The following is a 19,948-nucleotide window of genomic DNA, read 5'->3' as shown; positions in this document are numbered from 1 at the left end:
CGCCACTGCCCGGCGCACCTATCATCAGACCTGAAGAGAAGAAGGATGATTTCATGATCATTCGCAAGGGTAACGCTGCGGACCATCCGCAGTTGCTGAACATCTGGCTGCGCGCAGTGCAGGCCACTCACGACTTTTTGCAGCCATCCGACATCGAAGCACTGACCCCGCAGTTACGTGACATCTACTTGCCCGCCGTAGAGCTATGGGTCGCGGCAAATACTGAAGACTGGCCACTAGGGTTCATTGGACTGAGTAACAACCATGTGGAAATGCTCTTCGTAGACCCACAACAGCATGGCCAAGGCATTGGCCGAGCCTTGCTGGATCATGTCCGCACGTCGCGCGCGACGCTCAGCGTGGATGTCAACGAGCAAAACCCACAGGCCGCAGGGTTCTATTTGCACTACGGCTTCGTACAAACGGGGCGTTCGCCACTGGACGGCGAAGGACGACCCTTCCCGTTGTTGCACATGAACTTGCCTGAGTAAAAAGGCTGGGGCTGTGTGTCACACCGCATACAGCCCCGCAACAGGCCCCCATGAAAGAGATGACGAAGTATTACTCTTCTAGCTTAAAAACCAACTCTCCCATATTCAAAAATCGCCTACGTCTTGAATTGCCCCATAGCGCGAACGTGTATTACCGATCTGATCAAAAGTTCCATTGCTTGTGCAATTAGATAAAAAAACCAACTGACCATACGGCAATATCCCCACTTTAAACAATGATTAAAACAGCACAGCAGACTCTCAGTAACCCCTCGCCAAATCACACAGCCTAGACACTATCAACGACAACACAAATTTTATTTTATATTTGCATTTTGACAAAACGCCTTCTTAACTCTTTCCGGCTTTAGGAGTACATCTAAACCTCACACAGGAGTTACACCATGAAACGGATCGCTTTAATCCTCGCCGCTACATTCCCTGTCATGGCTTTCGCAGCTTCTCAAAACACCATCACGTTTAACGGACAAGTCACCGATCAAACATGTACGGTTGCAGTCAATGGTAATGCGGCCAGCCCGATGATCCTGCTACCCACTGTGAGTGCCACATCGTTGAGTGCCGCGAACAGCAAAGCCGGAGAGACCCCTTTTACTGTAAGTATCAGCGGTTGCACTGCCCCATCATCAACAGCCCTGGCGATCAAAACTGCATTCTTGGGCAACAACGTGACCAGTGCTGGCAACCTTGGCAGCTCAGGTACAGCCACAAACGTACAAATTCAATTGCTTAGCGCACCTGCAGGTACGGCCATCGTACTTGAAGGGGTCACCTCGGTGGCCGGTCTGGTTCTACCCAGCGCGCAAACTGAAACCAGCCATGATTTCGCTGCGCAGTATGTCAGCGAAACAGGTGGTGCCACTGCGGGTACAGTTACAGCCAGCGTGCAATACGCTTTGGATTATCTGTAAGACAGTAGTCCACTCTACCGGGCAATACGCCCGGTAGAGTTGTCTCCCCCTAACTTCCCTACTCTTTACACGTTGTGTGCGGATTGCCATGTCACGCCTAATAAAACTAACTCAGACCTTCACTCTAACTCTCTTGGCACTTTCAGTGAATCCTGTTAGTGCCAGTGTCATCATGACCGGCACCCGAGTGATATACCCTGCTCAGGCGCAAGAAAAAACCGTGCAGTTGACCAATCAGAATGCACTGCCCTATATCGTGCAAATGTGGATTGATAACGATCCTGACAATAATGAACCGAAAAATACCACTTCACCTTTTATTGCCAATCCGCAAATTTTTCGTATTAACCCGAATGCCGGACAGACTGTTCGCTTGGTCTTTACTGGTAACAGGTTAGCCAAAGACAGAGAAACACTCTTTTATCTTAGTTTCTTGCAAATGCCGGCCATCAAGGCCAGCGAATTACAGGCCAACAAGTTGCTGGTTGGCGTGAACAGCCGGATGAAACTGTTCTACCGCCCTCAGCAACTGGCGGGCAACCCGGATGAACTGAGTAAATCACTTAGCTTCAAAGTGCAAGGCAGGTCCATCGTCGCCAGCAATCGCAGTGGTTACTACGCCACCGTGCGCGACGCGAAGGTGATCCATGGCGGTCAAACACTTACCGTAAATCAGGCTGTGATGATTCCGCCACTGAGTGAAGTCAACTGGATGCTTCCCACTCATACGTCAGCCAGCAAAGGCGACATGCTACGCCTGACGTTAGTCAACGATTACGGTGCAGATGTCATCAATGACCTCCTTATTAACTGATGGCCCGGGATGAGTGTTTATGCTTGTGCGTCGCGTTTATGTATTTAAAAAGGATTTTAAGGTTTCACGCTTATATGGATTACGCGATCTGGTAGGAGCATCGGCGTTAACCACTGTCAGTTTGTTGTGCCCTGATCCGGTTCTGGCAGAACCTGCCACAGTGAGCGCTAACGACCCATACGTTTTCGACGACAACATGATGTTCGGTAATGGCTCGTTATCGCGTTTCAACCGTATTAACGCAGTAGAACCAGGGCAGTACAAAGTCGATCTATTTATCAACCGGCGTTTTGTAGATCGGGTTGACTTGCGCTTTGCCAGCCAGGGAAATGGCGATGTCCAGCCCTGTCTGTCAGAGAAACTGCTGGAGTCTTCAGGTGTGCTTAAAAGCGCCATTCATACCACCGACGACAATCAATGCCTGATCCTCTCACAGGCCATCCACGGCGCCTCCACGGCTTTCGATTTTTCGATACTGAGACTGGATTTAAGCATCCCGCAGAGCCTGATGATCAACACGCCAAGGGGTTACGTGCCAACACAGAGTCTTGATGCTGGCAGCCTTATGGGCTTCGTCAATTACAGCGCCAACCAATATCATGTGACTCGCTCCGGTAAAAACAACAGCAGTACAGATTCGAGTTATCTGTCCCTGAACAGTGGCTTGAACGTGGGTCTATGGCGCTTGCGCCAACAGGGAAACTGGCGTTATGACAACGATTACGGATCGCACTGGAATACGACCCGTACATACGCCCAACGAGCATTACCGGGCATTAAGGGCGACCTGACTTCAGGCCAGGGGTTTACGTCGGGGCGTTTTTTTTCAGGGCTAAGTTATACCGGTATTGAGATCGCCTCTGACGACCGCATGTTGCCCGAGTCACAGCGCGGATATGCGCCCACGATACGAGGAGTCGCTACCAGCAACGCACAAGTGATCGTGCGTCAGAACGGCAATGATATTTATCAAACTACCGTCACGCCGGGTCCATTTGAGATCAATGACCTTTATTCAACCAACTACAACGGCGACCTCGAAGTCTCTGTGATTGAAGCTGATGGTCACGTCAGCACGTTTACGGTGCCCTTCTCGGCGGTTCCGGAATCATTACGCCCTGGCGTGTCTCGCTACAGCTTGGCGCTGGGACGAACCCGAGACAACGGAGATCACGATCCGTTTGGTGAGGTGACCTACCAAATCGGCCTGAGCAATAGCATTACCGCCAACAGCGGCCTGAGAATCGCGGATCGTTATCAGGCGTTCGTAGTAGGAGGCGTGTACTCCAGCAGCCTGGGTGCATTCGGCCTGGATACTACGTACTCACGGGCTGACTTGCCCGGAGACGGTCAGTTGGATGGCTGGATGGGACGTCTGTCATACAGTCGAACGTTTCAGCCCACCAACACTACCTTATCAATAGCCGGGTATCGCTATTCCACTGAAGGCTATCGCGATTTGGGCGATGTCTTAGGGGTACGCAGATCGACTCGAAAACACGAAACCTGGGAGTCGACAAGCTACATGCAGCGCTCGCGCTTCGAAGTGTCGATTAACCAAAGCCTTGATGACATGGGCAGCGTATTTCTGTCGGGCTCGACCCAGGACTATCGCAATGGTCGAGACCGCGACACTCAGTTACAGTTTGGCTGGTCCAACACACTGCGTAACAATATCAGCCTGAACCTGACAACATCACGGCAGACTACCGGCAGTTACCTGAACCGCCGCAGCGGGCACTATGACGATCCGCTCGACAACACATTCGCCAATGGTGGTCTTGGCATTGCTCGTACAGACGGCAGAAGCGAAACCGTCACACTGCTGTCCGTGTCTTTCCCGCTCGGCAGCCCCGGTCGCCCTAACACGCCCTATCTAAGTACCTCGGTCACCCATAGTTCGGACTCTGGCAATGTGTATCAAACCTCGTTATCAGGCACTCAGAGCGACGATCAGTCGCTGAGCTATGGCATTGACGCCTCTCGCGATGCCCAACAAAAGCTCAACGTTTTTAGTGCCAGCCTTCAAAAATATCTGCCCAACGCTTCTCTGAGTGCCACAGCCTCCAAAAGTCAGGATTACTGGCAGGCCTCATGGAGTGCCCGCGGTGCTCTGGCAGTGCACGAGGGGGGTATCACTTTTGGCCCGTACTTGAGCGATACCTTTGCGCTGATCGAAGCCAAGGGCGCCAGTGGTGCCAAAGTCATGAGCGCAAGCGGAGCCACGATCGATAGCCGAGGGTACGCGCTGGTGCCGTCACTAACGCCATACCGCTACAACTCCGTTGTCATCAACCCGGAAGGTATCAGCGAAAAGACGGAAATCGGCAATGGCCAACAACGCGTTGCTCCATATGCCGGAGCGGCAGTCAAGGTCAAGTTCAATACGGTAATCGGCAACGCAATTCTGGTAAAAGCCCTGCGCAGTGACGGCAAAGCAGTGCCCATGGGAGCCGATGTACTGGATGACAGCGACAGCGTAATTGGCATGGTCGGCCAAGGCAGCCAGGCCTACCTTCGGACCGACAAACTCAAAGGCACGTTGGTCGCACGCTGGGGCGACGCTCCAGAAGAACGATGCAGCATGCACTTCGACCTGGCTCGACAGGATGTCAGTCAGGCACTGATCAAGATCAATAGCGAGTGCCGCATCCCATGATCCCTTTTTACAAAAAGAACACCCTAATGATGATTTCCCGTTATCGATTAACGCTCACACTTATCGTGATGTTCGGGGCAGTCATTTCTGACGCTCAGGCAACCTGCAAAAGAATTTACTCCGGCATCCAGACGCGCGACAACAATACCGCTCAACTGACCTTCGGCCGGATCAATCTGACATCAACGCACTTACAGCCCGTGGGCACTCTGCTTGGTTCAATCGTTATTTCACCGGCTTCGGCCCCCGGACTGACCAGTGAAACTGTTATGTGGGAATGTGATATCACTGATGCTGATGACCTCTACGAACTTTTTGCCACTAATGGTGATGACCGGGTGGGCGGGTTCTGGGACATTGGGGCTGCCGATGGTCTGCCTAATTACTTTGCGACCTGGTTTCCTTATGTTGCAATCAGGCTGACTCATGTCAATTCCGGCCAGGTTTACACCCGTTACTGGCAGCAAGCCCGGATCACCGAATACGACACGGTAGGCAACAAGATCCAGATTAAGGCAAAACACTTGAGCTTGATCCAGGCCGAGCTCGTTCGTGTGTCAAGTCTCCCTCCAACGACAGGCTCAGTTTCAAATTATTGCACTGGAACAGCCGCCAGCAGTGGTAGTGGTGTTTATCCTTACACCTGTACACAACCCAACGGTTATATCCAGTTCCAGGGTGGCGGTATCAAGTCCGACTCGGTCGGGGAAGACTCCAGCAGATACTACAGATTTTGGGGCGCTCGAAACGGCGTTGGGTACGGCATGCGCTCGGCGGCGTCAATCAGCTACGCTGCCACTTGTGTAGCCAGAAACGTCACACCTGTCGTCACCTTCCTGCCCGTCACCGCCGCTGAGCTTAACCAGGGAGCCACGCGCAGCAGCGACTTCACCATTGATCTTGAATGCGATAACGCGGTGAATTCCGGAACATCAACCAATCAAACAGCACTCGGTATTCAAGTCGCTCAAAGCGCCTATACCCAAGCCCAATCCATGGGTCTTGTGACCAGTGGCGGCGCAGTCACTCACTTATTGCCCAACGGCTATGGCAGCGATCCGTCGGTTGCGACGGGTGTCGGGATCAGCCTGCGCAACGCAAAGGACGGCACTGCCATGAATTTTTTAGGTTGGTCCAACACCGGCACCGGTGCCTCCGGTGGCTGGTACCCGGTCTTGGATGGGGCGAGCAGCAATGGGAGCAACACGCAGAACTTCACCAATTATTCGCAGACCATCACTGCCACCCTCAGTGCACTGCCCGGTTTGACGGCCAAACCGGGAAAAGTCAACGCAACTGCTTATGTCTTGGTGAAAGTACAATGAATAAAAAAAAATGTGCGCAATTGCTGCTTTGGGGAGGGTTAGTGCTGAGCGCTTTGCAAAGCGCTCATGCCGGCGTCATGCCGGAAAGGACCCGGCTGATCTTCCACGAGGGGCAAACACAGCGCTCGCTGATGCTTGCCAACACCAATACCTATCCGGTCGTTGTACAAACCTGGCTCGACAACGGCGAGGGTAATCAAGCCCCGGAAAATGCTGTGTCAACCATGGTCGCACTGCCCTCGGTATTCAAGCTGCAAGCAGGCGCCATTCAAGGCTTGCGAATCGTTCAAGATGCTAGCTCACTTCCAAGAGACCGCGAGTCGGTGAGTTGGCTGAACATTTACGAGATCCCGCCCACCAAAACGATTGGCCCGATGCTTGCGACTCAAGTTGCTGTGGCAATGAACACCCAAATGAAGGTGTTCTACCGCCCTGCCAACTTACCTGTTCCCCCGGAAAAAATGGCCACATTGCTCACCTTCAGCCTTAAGCAACACGCTGGTGGCTGGATCTTGGTATGTCACAACCCCACCCCTTATCACGCCTCATTTTCCTCTCTGAGTGTAATGGATGAAGGTCGAGAGCGCGCCAATGCCAAAACGCTGGACATGATGACCCCTCCTTTAAGCGAAAAACCCTATTCATTGGCCTCCTTTAGCCTTGATGTTCAGAGCAAGCTGACTGTGAATTACACGCTGATTGATGATGAGGGCCACTATCACGACGCAAGTACAACCGTGAAAATTCCCTAGAATCGACTGAAGGGTCTATGCCCCATCTACTCGGTAGGCTTGGAAGCCAAGACAATTGTACCGTTGAATGTCTGGCATTTTCTAAATCGCTCTATGGTGTGTTACAGGCAGAGCCCATGGCGAGGAACTCTAGAAAAATTCGTCCAACTGCTCGAAAAACTCGCGCTTGGCCGGTTCATCTCCCTCGCCCAACTCAGTTAGAAACTCACCGGCAACGCCCAAAGAGACGTCTTTACGCAAAAAGCGATGAACAAAGGCAATGTCCAACCATCGATCGGCACTCCCGCCACGACCCAAATCAATGAAGTGCAGCGTGTCATGGGCATCGACAAACACATTGGCCCCACACAGATCGCCGTGACTGAACACTCGGTCCTCTGGCGGCTTCGTTTTATGCAGGTGAGCGACAAGATCCAGCGGAGTCTGCAAGTAAGGCCACTGCTGCAGGTTGTAACAATCCTCGCCCAAGTTATGTGCCAGCAGATAGTCCAGCTCATGCAGACGCGTTTCAACACTTGAATCAAACGGGCAATCGTGGATTGGCACAGCCTGTAACTGCCGCACCGCCTCGCAAAAAAACATGATGATCGAAGACGGGTCATTGATACGCGCCTGAAGGGGTTGCCCTTCGACACAACGCGTAATCATGAACTCACCTTCAACGCTTTCCGCGACAGCCACCACTTCAGGAACATTCAGGCGATCTGCGAGCCAAGACAAGACCCGCGCCTCTCGTAACACGCTATACGTGGTAGGTGCCAAGATAGCCGGGCAAATTTTGAGAAAGAAACGATCGTTACCACGTTTGAAGCTATAAACATCGCAGGCGGATTCACCGATCTCGTCGGCTCTCAGCGCGGCGCCACCTATGAATTGTTCAATAGTGCGAGGCAGTTTGATGATCATCGGTACTCGACTCGACAGGCTTTAAAACTCATTTCAGCCGTCACCATAACAAAATTGTAGGAGCGAGCTTGTCTCGCGATCTTTTGCTTTTGAAGATCAAAAGATCGCGAGACAAGCTCGCTCCTACAGGCTCAATGTTTACTTAAGTCAATTGCAATTCCGATTCCTGATAAACTCCCGGCCATTACGCCTCAGCAGAAGCTTGAGCGCACAGCCTTTCATATTCCAGCCTGCCTCGCCTTAAGTCCTCATCATTTAAGGGCTTTGCTGCACTGCGGTACATCAAGCCTATAAAGCGGCTGGAAATGCATACTTTTGAACGATAGATCATGACTAAAATTATCGCTGAAACCACCGTTATAGAGCGCTCAGAACCCTCCAGAAGATTTTCTGTGGCACCCATGATGGATTGGACTGACCGCCACTGCCGCTTCTTCCTGCGGCTGATGTCCAAACATGCACTGTTGTACACCGAGATGGTGACCACCGGTGCTTTGCTGCACGGTGATGCCGAGCGGTTTTTGCGGCATGACGATACTGAGCATCCGTTGGCATTGCAGTTGGGCGGCAGTACGCCTGCGGATTTGGCGGCGTGTGCGCGTTTGGCGCAGGCGGCGGGTTATGACGAGGTGAATCTGAATGTCGGCTGCCCGAGTGATCGGGTGCAGAACAATATGATTGGCGCGTGTTTGATGGCTCATCCGGCGCTGGTCGCCGAGTGTGTGAAGGCGATGCGCGATGCAGTGTCGATTCCGGTGACGGTCAAGCACCGTATCGGGATCAATGGCCGTGATAGCTACGCGCAGTTGTGCGATTTTGTCGGCACGGTGCGTGATGCCGGTTGCGAAAGCTTTACGGTGCATGCGCGTATCGCGATTCTGGAAGGGCTTTCACCTAAAGAAAACCGTGATATCCCGCCGCTGCGCTATGACGTTGTGGCTCAGTTGAAGGCTGATTTCCCGGAGCTGGAGATTGTCCTAAACGGCGGTATCAAGACGCTGGAGGAATGCCATGCGCATTTGCAGGTGTTTGATGGTGTGATGCTGGGTCGTGAGGCGTATCACAACTCTTATTTGTTGGCGGAGGTCGATCAGCAGTTGTTTGGCAGCACAGAGCCGGTTATCACCCGTGCGCAGGTGCTGGAGCAGCTAAGGCCGTATATCGCTGCGCATATCGCCTCGGGCGGTTCGATGCATCACATCACGCGGCATATTCTGGGCTTGGGTCAGGGCTTCCCTGGCGCGCGACGTTTTCGTCAATTGCTGTCGGCGGATATTCATAAAGCCAAGGATCCGCTGGCGCTGCTGGATCAAGCCGCCGAGTTGCTGGAAGGCCGCTAATACCCGGGCAAGCAAAAGGGGCCGTACCTGTACAGGACGGCCCCTTTTTTGTGCGCCGTGGATCAATGGCGCTCGAGCGCGTTCACCAGGTCATGAAAGGCTTCACGGTTGGAATCATTGAGGCCCATCAGGATTTTGTGCGCTTCAAGCACCTTGACCCGCACCACGTCTTCAGTCTCGTCTTGCGACGGCAAGTCTGTGAGGCACTCAGGGCAAGGTATTGGTCTGTTGATGATATTGAAGACCTGATCGAAGCCCATCGACTGCAACAGTCGGGTGATGTCTTCGTGGGTGGTCACGACCGTCGGCAACAGGCCTATTTTTTGGCGCGACAAAATCGACAGTTTCGCCAGCAAGCCCAATGTGGTGCTGTCGATACTGCGAGTCTCTGTCAGGTCAATCACGATGGCCGTAAAGTTGCGCGCCGTGAAGATCCTTTCGATTGTCGCATCCAGTGCTGAACACAGTGTCAGACGCACTTCACCGACAAACTTCAGGACGAAGGTGCCGTCCTGTTCGGCGAACTGAATTCTACCGGTACTCATGTAAGATTCCTGCTTAACACCATCAGGGCGATATCATCCGGCATCTCCCCTAGCGTAGCTAATCCAAAAACCTGGCGCAGACCATCCAGGCTGCCACCCGCTGCTTTTACCAATTGAGGTAGAGCAGCTTCTTTCTCTTTGAGTGTAGGCTCGGCCAAAAGGTCCAAAATTCCGTCAGACATCAACGTCAGGCTGAATGTCTCAGGCAATTTCAGCACCTGATCTTCGTAAGTGGCCTCGTTGAACAGGCCGACCGGCAACCCTCGCCCTTCCAGATACGTCACGCTGTCCGGGGTATAAAGCACCGGTAATGGCAGGTGCCCACCGATGCTGTAGGTCAGCAGGCCGGTCTCTTGGTCAATCACACCGCCGACCATAGTCACATGCTTGCCCAGCTTGCAGTTGATCAAGCCGCGGTTGATGTGCGCGAGCACTTCGGACGGCTTGAACTCAGGCAAAGTGCCATTGCGCTTGGATTCAAACAGCAGGCGCGTGGTCATGAACTTGAGCAACACAGTCACGAACGCTGAAGACGCGCCATGGCCAGAAACATCCGCAAGGTAAAACGCTACCCGACGCTCATCGACCTTGAAGTAGTCGACGAAATCGCCCGACAAATACAACGACGGAATAATCTGGTGCGCGAAGTCGAACCCGTCGAGCGACCAGGGGCTGGTAGGCAGCATGTTCATCTGCACCTGCCGCCCGGCGTTCTGGTCTTCCTGCAGCAAGTGCAGGCTGGCTTCAAGCTCGCGGTTGGCAGATTCCAGCTTCTCGCGGTAGCGCTGGTTCTCGTGCAATAACCGGGCGCGGTCCAGCGCTCGATGCACGGAGTGCTCAAGCACCGCCAGGTCTTCAAGCGGCTTGATCAGGTAGTCGGCGGCGCCCAGACGCAGCGCTTCGACCACATCACTCATCACACCGGCGCCCGAAATCACGATCACCGGGGTCTGTGCCGAGCGCTGGGCGACCTGGCGAATCAACTCCAGGCCGCTCATTTGCGGCATGCGCAGATCGCAGATCACTAAGTCCGGTTGCTCTTGCTCGAACACCTTGAGACCTTGCACGCCATTACTGGCCTGCAGGACGCTGAAGCCGCTGTCTTCCAAATAGGCTGCCAAACTGGCACGCACTACTTCGTCGTCATCAATGATCAGCAGCGTGGCACTGGTTTTTTGCATGTGGGCAAACGGCGCCAGAATTAGGTTTGCGTCAGGGCTCGAACACATCGGGCCCAACGACTGAATAGGCTTTTGAACATCCCTCATCAGAAAGATTGTTTTAATCATTCCTGCAAAGGTGCTCGTGTAAGGCGCAGACGGTACTCCCATCTGCGGGGGGTTTCAAGCTCAGGCCGATAGCGGCTTGACGTGTTCACCCGGTTAAATTCCCTCGGGTTATAAGAACATCGTAAACAGCAACTAAAACCTTGGTTTAAACGCCCTTAAAGATGCATTTTTTTCATGAACTTGCATGCAAAAAACGGCCATAAAGGCCGTTTTTTGTGGGCAGGGTGAATGACTTAAAAGTCGTCTTCAACCTCGCCGTCTTTGATTCTGAACTCACGGTTTTGCAGGTACGCGTTACGAATAAAGACGTACTTGTCGCCGGTGATCAGTTTTTCTGCCGACAACAGGCTGGCACGCGCATCGATCACATCCATGCCGATCGCCATGTTGCGCGCCGGAATATCGTTCATGTAACGGTATGGCTTGGTGAAGGAGTCCGGGTAGATACCGGCTGCGTCACGCACGGTGCTTGGGCCCAGCAGCGGCAAGACCAGATAAGGACCGCTTGGCAGGCCCCAACGGCCCAGCGTCTGGCCGAAGTCTTCGTCGTTGCGTTGCAGGCCCATTTTGGTGCCCACATCAAAGAAGCCACCAATACCGAATATGGTGTTCATCAACATCCGCGAGGTGTCGACAGCTGCGGCGTGAGGCTTGCCTTGCAACACGTCGTTAGCCAGGTTGCGCACATCGCCGATGTTTCGGTACATGTTGTGAATGCCGTCTTGCAGAAACTGCGGCGTGATGAACTGGTAACCCTGAGCAATTGGCTTCAAGGCATAGGTATCAAGCGTGTCGTTAAACGTGAATATGGCACGGTTGAAGCCTTCCCACGGGTCAGCCTCGGTGGCCGCATTGGCAGCAAACGGTGCCATTGACACGGTGGCACACAGGCCAATTTGAGCAAGACGCTTGGTCCAGCGCATAGCAAAACTCCTTGAGAATACTTATCACTTGGGCGCTACGCCCTGGGGTCAGGCGATGAGTATAACGGCAATTGCATTTTTGACAGCCCCCTAAGCAGAGTTGGAGTGATGCTGGCCGATTTGATAGAGATCATGCACTCTAAGCGCGACTGGATTAATCTAGACGCCCGCTTGTAGATCTTTTGCGCTCCTCGAAGGTCTACAACAGTGCCTATCAATAAAGGATGAATGCTATGCCTGCCCGCGAACTGCAAGAACAACTCAATACCTTGCGCGAGCAACTGGACCAGAATCCGCCGCTCAATGAAGAACAACGCGAGCATCTAAACGATCTGGCCAAGCAGATTGAAGCCGAGATTGCTCTGGAAAAAGCCACTAACGACAGCAGCCTGGCTGACAACGTCAATCTCGCCGTTGAGCGTTTTGAAGTTGAACATCCATCGCTGGCGGTCACTCTGCGCAATATCGTGCAGACCTTGGGCAGCATGGGCATCTAACGCTCGCGCAGCTACCAGAAACAAAAAAGCCCCGGCTCAGTTCAACTGAGCCGGGGCTTTGTTTTACTGCTCAGGCTGTCAGAGCCCTGTTTGACCGCTCAATGCCAGATCCAGCAGTTCACGGTTGGCCACGGCATACATCGCGTAATCGTTGCCGGTAGCCGCACGCAGGTCGACCAGCATCGAACGCCAGCGCTCAACCATCGACTGGTTCTGCTCAAGCCACAAAGCTACACGTGCTTCAATTTCGACCGGGGCATCAGCCATCTGCAACACCGATACGGTGATTGCGCGCTGCTGCCAGTCGATGTCGTCACGGAAGGCCTCGCGGGCAAGCGCCTGCCAGTTGTTCTCCACCGGTAAGTTGCTGATCTGCTGCAAGTACCAGGTCAGGTCCAGTGCGCTGCCCACGGCAAAGTACGCCTTGGCCACATCCGCGGCGTTCTGACCGGTAACGTCAGACGCTTCGATGATCGGCAACAAGGTGTACAGGTGCGTGGTGCCTGCCACCATGCGTGACAGCAACTCCGGCACGCCCGCATCAACGTACGCTTGATAACGGGTCTCCCAGCCTTCGCGGGTCGGGCCTTCCAGCAGTTCGTTGAGCTTGAGGCCCAGCGCGGCCAGATGCGGACCAAAGTGCGCAACATCGCGCGCGGCGTCCAGCTCGTTACGACGGCTGCGCAAGAACCAGCGGGTGGCACGACGGCCAAGGCGCATCAGTTCGTCCATCAATGCCAGCTGAATTTCGGCCGGCACTTGATAGTCCAGCGCTTCTATCTGACGGAACCAGTGCGGGAGGTGGAAAATGTCACGCACGATGACATAAGCCCCGGCCACGTTGGCCGCGCTCATGCCAGTCGACTCTTTCAGGCGCTCCACAAAGGTGATGCCCATGTGGTTGACCAGGTCGTTGGCGATCTGCGTGCTGACAATCTCGCGCTTCAAACGGTGACGGCGCATGGCTGCGGCAAACTTGTTGACCAGCATTGGCGGGAAGGCCGTTTCCATATCGCGGGTCAGGTAGTCGTCATCCGGCACCTGGGAGTTGAGCAACGCCTCCTTGAGGTCGATCTTGCTGTACGAGATCAAGACCGACAGTTCAGGGCGTGTCAGCCCATGACCTGCGGCCACGCGCTCGTTGAGCTGCTCTTCAGACGGCAGGAACTCAATGGCGCGGTCCAGCTTGCCACGGGCTTCCAGGTCGTTCATCAGGCGTTTGTATTCAGCAATGCGCTCATAGGCACGACGCGCTGCCAGAGAAATGGCCTGCGTCTGCTTATAGTTGTTGCCCAATACCAGCGCGCTCACTTCGTCAGTCATGCTGCCGAGCAGTTGGTTGCGCTGTTTCTCGGTCATATCGCCTGCCTGCACCACTTCATTGAGCAGGATCTTGATATTCACTTCGTGGTCAGAGCAGTCCACGCCGCCGGCATTGTCGATAAAGTCTGTGTTCGAGCCGCCGCCGTTCAGGCCAAACTCCACACGGCCCAGTTGGGTCATACCGAGGTTACCGCCCTCGCCCACCACCTTGCAGCGCAACTCGTTGCCATTGACGCGCAGCGCATCGTTGGCCTTGTCACCCACATCGGCATGGCTTTCCGTGCTGGCCTTGACGTAAGTACCGATACCGCCGTTCCACAACAGGTCTACCGGGGCCTTGAGCAAGGCATTGAGCAGCTCGGTCGGGGTCAGTTTGTCGGCAGTGATCGCAAAGCGCTCTTTCATCTGCGGTGAGATGGCGATGCTTTTCGCGCTACGGGAGAAGATCCCGCCGCCCGCTGACATGATGCTGGTATCGTAATCCGACCAGGCTGAACGTGGCAGGTCGAACAAGCGCTGACGCTCGGCAAAGCTGTTGGCTGGCTCAGGATTAGGATCGATAAAGATGTGCAGGTGGTTAAAGGCCGCGACCAGCTGCAATTTGTCAGACATCAACAAGCCATTACCGAACACGTCACCGGCCATATCGCCGACGCCCACTACGCTGATGCTGTCTTGCTGGACGTTGATCCCGCGCTCTCTGAAGTGACGCTGCACGCCCACCCAGGCACCACGGGCGGTAATGCCCATTTTCTTGTGGTCATAACCGGCCGAACCGCCCGATGCGAAGGCATCACCCAGCCAGAAGCCGTAGTCAATGGCAATACCATTGGCAATGTCCGAGAAAGTGGCCGTGCCTTTGTCCGCCGCGACCACCAGGTATGGGTCATCGTCGTCATGGCGCACTACGTTCAATGGCGGCACCAGCGCGCCATCCTTGAGGTTGTCAGTGATGTCCAGCAGGCCGGAGATGAAGATGCGGTAGCAAGCGATGGCTTCAGCCTGTACTTCATCACGGCTACCGCCCAGTGGCAGACGACGCGGGACAAAACCGCCCTTGGCCCCTACCGGCACGATCACCGAGTTCTTCACTTGTTGGGCTTTTACCAGGCCCAGCACTTCAGTACGGAAGTCTTCTTCACGGTCCGACCAGCGCAAGCCACCACGGGCCACGTTGCCGAAACGCAAGTGAACGCCTTCAACCCGAGGCGAATAGACAAAAAATTCAAACTTCGGCACCGGCTTGGGCAGCTCTGGAATCAGGTGCGGATTGAACTTGAAGCTGAAATACGAACGGTTCTGGCCGTTGGCATCCGGCTGGTAGAAGTTGGTTCGCAGGGTGGCTTTGATCAGGTCCAGATAACGTCGCAGGATGCGGTCTTCGTTGAGCACCTGAACGTCGTCCAGTGCGGTCAGAATCGCCTGTTCCAGACGCTGTTGCTTGTCTTCCAGGTCTTCGGCGGTCAGCTTGCGCGCCAGATAGAAGCGGGTCTTGAACAATCGGGTCAATTCGCGGGCGATGTCAGTGTGGTTGTTCAGGGTGCTGGCGATGTAGCCCAGATCGAAGCCCAGGCGGATCTGCTTCAAGTAACGCGCATAAGCCCGCAGCAACGCCACATCACGCCACGGCAAACCGGCCGTCAGCACCAGGCGGTTGAACGCATCGTTCTCGGCATCGCCCTGGACGATATGCACGAAGGCATCCTGCAGTGTGTCGTTGAGCTGCTGGATATCCAGGTTCAAGCCTTCGCCAGCGGTAAAGGCAAAGTCATGGATCCAGAACTCACGGCCATTGGCGTGACGCAGGCGGTACGGGAACTCGCCCAATACGCGCAAGCCAAGGTTTTCCAGAATCGGCAATACGTCAGACAACGCCAACGGCGTATCGGCGTGGTACAGCTTGCAATGCAGTTCCTGCCCGGCACTTTGGCCCAGCGGCTGGTAGAAACTCATCACCAGCGGTTTCTTTTCGCTGAGGTTGGACAAGTGCTGCATGTCCACCACCGCCGAGTGCGCGGCAAAGCGCTCGCGGTAACCTGCCGGGAAGCCTTTCGGGAAGTCTGCCAGCACCTTGGTGCCATTGGCTTCACCGAAGCTTTCAACCACCAGGCTGGCGTAGTCGTCGTTCCAGCTGCGGCACGCCTGAACTACTTCTTTTTCCAGCAACAGCGGGTCAATGTCGATGCGGTTTTTCGGGTCAACCCGCAGAATCAACTGAACCCGCGCCAGCACGGACTCCGAGAAGAAGGTCCAAAACTCGCAGTCCGACGCTTGCAGACGGTCCATCAGCACTTGCTGAATCTTCTGTCGCACTTCGGTGGAGTACACGTCACGCGGCACATAGGCCAGGCAGTAGCAGAAACGCCCATACGGGTCTTTGCGCAGGAACACGCGGATCTTGTTGCGCTCCTGGATTTGCACAATCGACATCACGGTGCTGAACAGCTCATCCACCGGGGTCTGGAACAAGTCATCACGGGGCAGGACTTCCAGCACCTGCGCCAACTCTTTGCCCAAGTGAGCTTTGACCTGGAAGCCAGAACGGCGCTCGATCTCGTCCACTTTGCGGCGGATATAAGGAATCACTCGCACGCTTTCGCCATACACCGACGAGGTGTACAAGCCCATAAAGCGGCATTCCTTGATCACTTTGCCATCTGCGTCGATCTGGCGGATCGACACGTAATCCGGGTACGCCGGGCGGTGCACGCGGCTCGGGTGGGCAGCCTTGGTGAACGACAGCAGGGTCGGCTCACGCAAGTAGCTCACCGCATAATCTTCGATACGCAGGTCTTCAGCGGTCAAGCCGACGCGCAGCAGCTTGGTCAGGCCGAGGAACGACTGCGGGTCATATTCGATATGACCGCCGTCTGCCTCGCCACGTACCACAAACTCTTCATAGCCCAGGAAGGTGAAGTGGTTGCCCAGCAACCACTCCAAAAAGCTCTTGATCTCGGCTTTTTCACCTGCATCCACGGCATATGGGCAGTTATCGACACTGGCCAGCAGCTCCCTGACCTTTGCCTTCATCGGCTCAAAGTCAGCCACGGCAATGCGCACTTCACCCAGAACCTGCTCCAGCTCCTTGCTCAGTACATTCAATTCAGCGGCGTTCGAGCAGCGGTCAATCTCCAGGTACATCAACGACTCTTGCGCGATGCCTTCACCGGTAGTGCCTTTGGGCAGAATTTCCAGCAGCTCGCCCTTGCTGCCACGACGCACGCTCAATACGGTGGTTTGCAGGGTGTGGATGCTGTAACCACGGCGGTTCAGCTCGGTACGCACCGAGTCCACCAGAAACGGCAAATCGTGATGCAACACTTCAACCGCGGTGTGGGTTGATTGCCAGCCATGACGCTCGTAATCGGGGTTGAACACCCGCACTTGCGGCTGGTCCGGGTCAAAGCGCTCCAGCAACCGCCAGGCCGACAGGGTGCAGCCGGCGAGATCGGACATGCGCCGTTGGGTGAGTTCGTCCAGTGAAATGATGCCGAAGAATTGCTCAGCAAACAGGGCTACTTGTGGCAGAGCCTGCTCACTGACGTGCTGGGCCAGTGCAGATTGCAGTTGATGCTGGAAGTCGGCTTTGCTGGCTGCGGTGAAGAACGCCATCTGTGGTACTCCGCTTGGGCTTGTTATTGAGAGAAGCGTCGCGTGCTATTCCCGCTTGGGGGACCTGTCACTACTGTGCTCAACCTTCAAGAACACAGCGTGACAGGGAGGTGAAGCTGGCTGAAACCCTGAGGTCACAACATTATTCCGGGATGCTTATCGGTAAAAACGACTGCCAGGTCCACAGGCTGCATGTTTAGCGATAACCATCAACAACGCAGCTTAACGACTGCATCGCCCGGCCTGCTTGCGGTGCGGCGACATATTCGGTCATGGGGCGGCAATCTTGTGACCCGGACAGGAACAACCCTAGCAGTGGACACTCATAAAACTTCATAAAAAAGCCTTAATTTCTGTCGGCAGTATCAGAAATATCTGACACGAAATAACAGGCCATCAGCCACCTACCCAGATTGAGCCAGCATAAAAACGCGAGGGCTGGCAAAATCGCCGCTTGATCAGTGATTAGATGCGCTCAGCGCCAGGAATTCCCCACCATGCAAATGACCACCGCCCTGCTCATGGCCAACCCGTGTGACGACGAAGAAGACAACATGGCCATGCTGTGCTGCCACAACGACAAGGGCGAAATGTTTCTGATGTCACGCTATCCGGACGAGGACGAGCTGGAAATCACCCTGGATGATGAGCCCTCCAGCCTCGACGGCGTAAAGGTCACACTCAGCCCGACTCGCCTGCTGATCGAAGTGGCGCCCGACGATGCCGACGTGCTGAACGGCAGCGACCATCTGGAGATCCTCCATAGCACCGATGCCGATGAACTGGCCGAGATCGAGCAAACCCTGAAAAACATTCTCGACGGCACCGGTACCTACATCAGCGAATTAAACTGACCCGCTACAGCCCGAACCCGCACACCGACAGGTATGACCGCCATGCGCCAACTCTTCGATGCCCACTGCCACATCATCGACAAGGCTTATCCGCTGATTCCCAATAACGGCTACTTGCCAGACTTTTTCAGCGTTGATGATTACCTCGCGCGTACCCGCGAGCTGGGCGTCGTCGGGGGCGCGGTGGTTTCAGGCTCGTTTCAGGGTTTTGATCAAACCTACCTGATTGCCGCACTCAAGCGGCTGGGTGAAGGCTTTGTCGGCGTCACCCAACTGCCCGCCAACGTCACTGACGCCGAGCTTGAAGCGTTGAACCAGCACGGCGTTCGTGCCCTGCGCTTCAACCTCAAGCGCGGCGGCTCAGAGCAACTCGACCAGCTCGAATCATTGGCCAAGCGCGTCTACGACTGCGTGGGCTGGCATTCAGAGCTGTACATCGACTCTCGGGAACTGGCGCCGTTGTACGAACGTTTGCTGCGATTGCCAGCGCTGAGCATCGACCATCTGGGGCTGAGCCACGAAGGTTTGCCGGCTTTGCTGCGCCTTGCCGAGCACGGGGTGCGCATCAAGGCCTGCGGTTTTGGCCGGGTTGACTTCGACGTACCGCAGGTACTTAAAGACATTCACGCGGCCAACCCGAGCGCCTTGATATTCGGCACTGACTTACCGTCAACCCGCGCACCAAGAACCTTTGAAAACAATGACATAGCGATTGTAGTTAATGCTTTGGGTGAAACCGGGGCGCAAAAGGCACTGTGGCAAAATGCCCGGAATTTTTATCGTCTGGACTGAGGTTCGCGGCTCATCGCAATCACGCTCCCCAGCACAATAGCCGCCCCGGCAATCACTCCGGCTGAAACCTCACTGCCCAACACCCCCGCCGCCAGCGCCATGGCGACGGGTGGGATGAGGTACATCACGCTGACCGAACGGCTGACTTGGGTGTGATTCAGTACAAAGCCCCATAACAGGTACGCCAACGCACTGGGAAACAACCCAAGGATCAACACCGCCACATTCACCCGGACCGGGGCCTTGAGCACCTCGTCCGTCAGCCCTGGCCAATACACGCAGAGCAGCAGCGTGCCGCCCCAGACCATGTAACACACAATGGTTAACGGGCTGTAGCGAGTAGAAATGTGTTTTTGCAGCACGAAATAGATGCTCCAGGACAACGCCGCCAGTAACAGCACCAGGCCCTGCGGGTGGAACTCACCCACGCCTTTATCGCCCCAGATCACCACCACGACCCCGAGCAAACCAACCGCGACCCACAACCAGCGCCACCCGCTGACGCGCTCCTTGAGGCACACCGCGGCGATAAATGTGCTGAACAACGGCGCGGTTTGCGCCAGCACACTGGATGCGCCGGGGCTGACCCAACGCTGGCCCATGTTCAACGCCATGTGGTGCAACGCCACGGCGAACAACCCCAACAGCATCAACCAGGGCACATCCCGCATCCGAGGCACGCCAATGCCGATAAACAGCGCAATCAACGCCATAAACAGCGATGCAATTAAAAATCGCAGCAAAGCCAGGTGCCCCGGCGAGTAGCTTTCCAGCCCGATATGGATCCCGATCGGTGAATAGGCCCAACACAACACGACAGCCGCCATGGCCATGGCCAGTTTGAAAGGTAACGACACGTTAGTGATCCTGAACCCATTGAAGTGGTGTTCAGTG

16 protein-coding genes are annotated in these 19,948 nt (G+C 55.0%); 10 read left to right on the top strand and 6 right to left on the bottom strand.

What is annotated here, in order from left to right:
- Positions 1-53: 53 nt before the first annotated feature.
- The 6 genes from GHO25_RS02330 to GHO25_RS02305 all read left to right on the top strand — a co-directional run bounded on the left by GHO25_RS02330 (position 54) and on the right by GHO25_RS02305 (position 6,973).
- Positions 54-491: an acetyltransferase gene (locus GHO25_RS02330; RefSeq protein WP_153389791.1), complete on the top strand. Its 438-nt coding sequence runs from the start codon at positions 54-56 to the stop codon at positions 489-491.
- 404 nt (positions 492-895) lie between these two features.
- Positions 896-1,423: a fimbrial protein gene (locus GHO25_RS02325; protein WP_123749068.1), complete on the top strand. Its 528-nt coding sequence runs from the start codon at positions 896-898 to the stop codon at positions 1,421-1,423.
- 172 nt (positions 1,424-1,595) lie between these two features.
- A complete protein-coding gene (locus tag GHO25_RS02320; RefSeq protein ID WP_053225266.1) occupies positions 1,596-2,237 on the top strand; it encodes a molecular chaperone in 642 nt (213 codons plus the stop codon).
- Between the two features lie 19 nt (positions 2,238-2,256).
- Positions 2,257-4,896 carry a fimbria/pilus outer membrane usher protein gene (locus GHO25_RS02315; RefSeq protein ID WP_153389790.1) on the top strand — a complete coding sequence of 880 codons (2,640 nt, stop codon included), beginning with the start codon at positions 2,257-2,259 and terminating at the stop codon, positions 4,894-4,896.
- A gap of 26 nt (positions 4,897-4,922) precedes the next feature.
- The gene (locus GHO25_RS02310) at positions 4,923-6,221 is read left to right on the top strand and encodes a fimbrial protein (protein WP_153389789.1); all 1,299 of its coding nucleotides are present in this window, start codon (positions 4,923-4,925) and stop codon (positions 6,219-6,221) included.
- Positions 6,218-6,973 carry a molecular chaperone gene (locus GHO25_RS02305; RefSeq protein ID WP_153389788.1) on the top strand — a complete coding sequence of 252 codons (756 nt, stop codon included), beginning with the start codon at positions 6,218-6,220 and terminating at the stop codon, positions 6,971-6,973. The genes GHO25_RS02310 and GHO25_RS02305 overlap by 4 nt, the downstream gene beginning before the upstream one ends.
- 129 nt (positions 6,974-7,102) lie before the next feature.
- On the opposite strand, the gene GHO25_RS02300 is transcribed toward GHO25_RS02305, so the two are convergent.
- Positions 7,103-7,879, bottom strand: coding sequence for an APH(3') family aminoglycoside O-phosphotransferase (locus GHO25_RS02300; RefSeq protein ID WP_153389787.1), 777 nt, complete (start codon positions 7,877-7,879; stop codon positions 7,103-7,105).
- A gap of 329 nt (positions 7,880-8,208) precedes the next feature.
- Here GHO25_RS02300 and dusA point away from each other — a divergent pair, with 329 nt between their 5' ends.
- Positions 8,209-9,219, top strand: a complete 1,011-nt coding sequence (gene dusA / locus GHO25_RS02295; RefSeq protein ID WP_153389786.1) for a tRNA dihydrouridine(20/20a) synthase DusA — start codon at positions 8,209-8,211, stop codon at positions 9,217-9,219.
- Positions 9,220-9,281: 62 nt separating this feature from the next.
- Here the strand turns inward: dusA and rssC are convergent, their stop codons facing one another.
- The 3 genes from rssC to GHO25_RS02280 form a co-directional block, all read right to left on the bottom strand.
- Entirely contained in the window at positions 9,282-9,764 is a 483-nt protein-coding gene (gene rssC / locus GHO25_RS02290) for an anti-sigma factor antagonist RssC (RefSeq protein WP_048370295.1), read from the bottom strand.
- Positions 9,761-10,945, bottom strand: coding sequence for a two-component system response regulator RssB (rssB, locus tag GHO25_RS02285; protein ID WP_048370293.1), 1,185 nt, complete (start codon positions 10,943-10,945; stop codon positions 9,761-9,763). Before rssB ends, rssC begins: the two co-directional genes overlap by 4 nt.
- A gap of 341 nt (positions 10,946-11,286) precedes the next feature.
- Positions 11,287-11,976, bottom strand: coding sequence for a VacJ family lipoprotein (locus tag GHO25_RS02280; RefSeq protein ID WP_048370292.1), 690 nt, complete (start codon positions 11,974-11,976; stop codon positions 11,287-11,289).
- A 233-nt stretch (positions 11,977-12,209) separates the two neighbouring features.
- Here GHO25_RS02280 and GHO25_RS02275 point away from each other — a divergent pair, with 233 nt between their 5' ends.
- Positions 12,210-12,473 carry a DUF4404 family protein gene (locus GHO25_RS02275; RefSeq protein WP_048370290.1) on the top strand — a complete coding sequence of 88 codons (264 nt, stop codon included), beginning with the start codon at positions 12,210-12,212 and terminating at the stop codon, positions 12,471-12,473.
- A 78-nt stretch (positions 12,474-12,551) separates the two neighbouring features.
- On the opposite strand, the gene GHO25_RS02270 is transcribed toward GHO25_RS02275, so the two are convergent.
- On the bottom strand, positions 12,552-17,408 hold the full coding sequence (locus tag GHO25_RS02270; protein WP_153389785.1) for an NAD-glutamate dehydrogenase: 4,857 nt from the start codon (positions 17,406-17,408) through the stop codon (positions 12,552-12,554).
- A gap of 497 nt (positions 17,409-17,905) precedes the next feature.
- On the opposite strand from GHO25_RS02270, the gene GHO25_RS02265 reads away from it, so the two are divergent.
- Both GHO25_RS02265 and GHO25_RS02260 read left to right on the top strand, forming a co-directional pair.
- Positions 17,906-18,262 carry a hypothetical protein gene (locus tag GHO25_RS02265; RefSeq protein ID WP_153327959.1) on the top strand — a complete coding sequence of 119 codons (357 nt, stop codon included), beginning with the start codon at positions 17,906-17,908 and terminating at the stop codon, positions 18,260-18,262.
- 42 nt (positions 18,263-18,304) lie between these two features.
- The gene (locus tag GHO25_RS02260) at positions 18,305-19,054 is read left to right on the top strand and encodes an amidohydrolase family protein (protein ID WP_153389784.1); all 750 of its coding nucleotides are present in this window, start codon (positions 18,305-18,307) and stop codon (positions 19,052-19,054) included.
- Here GHO25_RS02260 and GHO25_RS02255 read toward each other — a convergent pair.
- Positions 19,039-19,887, bottom strand: coding sequence for a DMT family transporter (locus GHO25_RS02255; protein WP_153389866.1), 849 nt, complete (start codon positions 19,885-19,887; stop codon positions 19,039-19,041). The genes GHO25_RS02260 and GHO25_RS02255 overlap by 16 nt on opposite strands.
- Positions 19,888-19,948 lie beyond the last annotated feature (61 nt).

This window comes from Pseudomonas sp. FSL R10-1350 (assembly GCF_009600525.1).
In the GTDB taxonomy this organism is placed as follows: Bacteria; Pseudomonadota; Gammaproteobacteria; order Pseudomonadales; family Pseudomonadaceae; genus Aquipseudomonas; species Aquipseudomonas helleri.
Note: the sequence above shows the minus strand (reverse complement) of the source record. Positions and strands in the feature narration are given on the sequence as shown.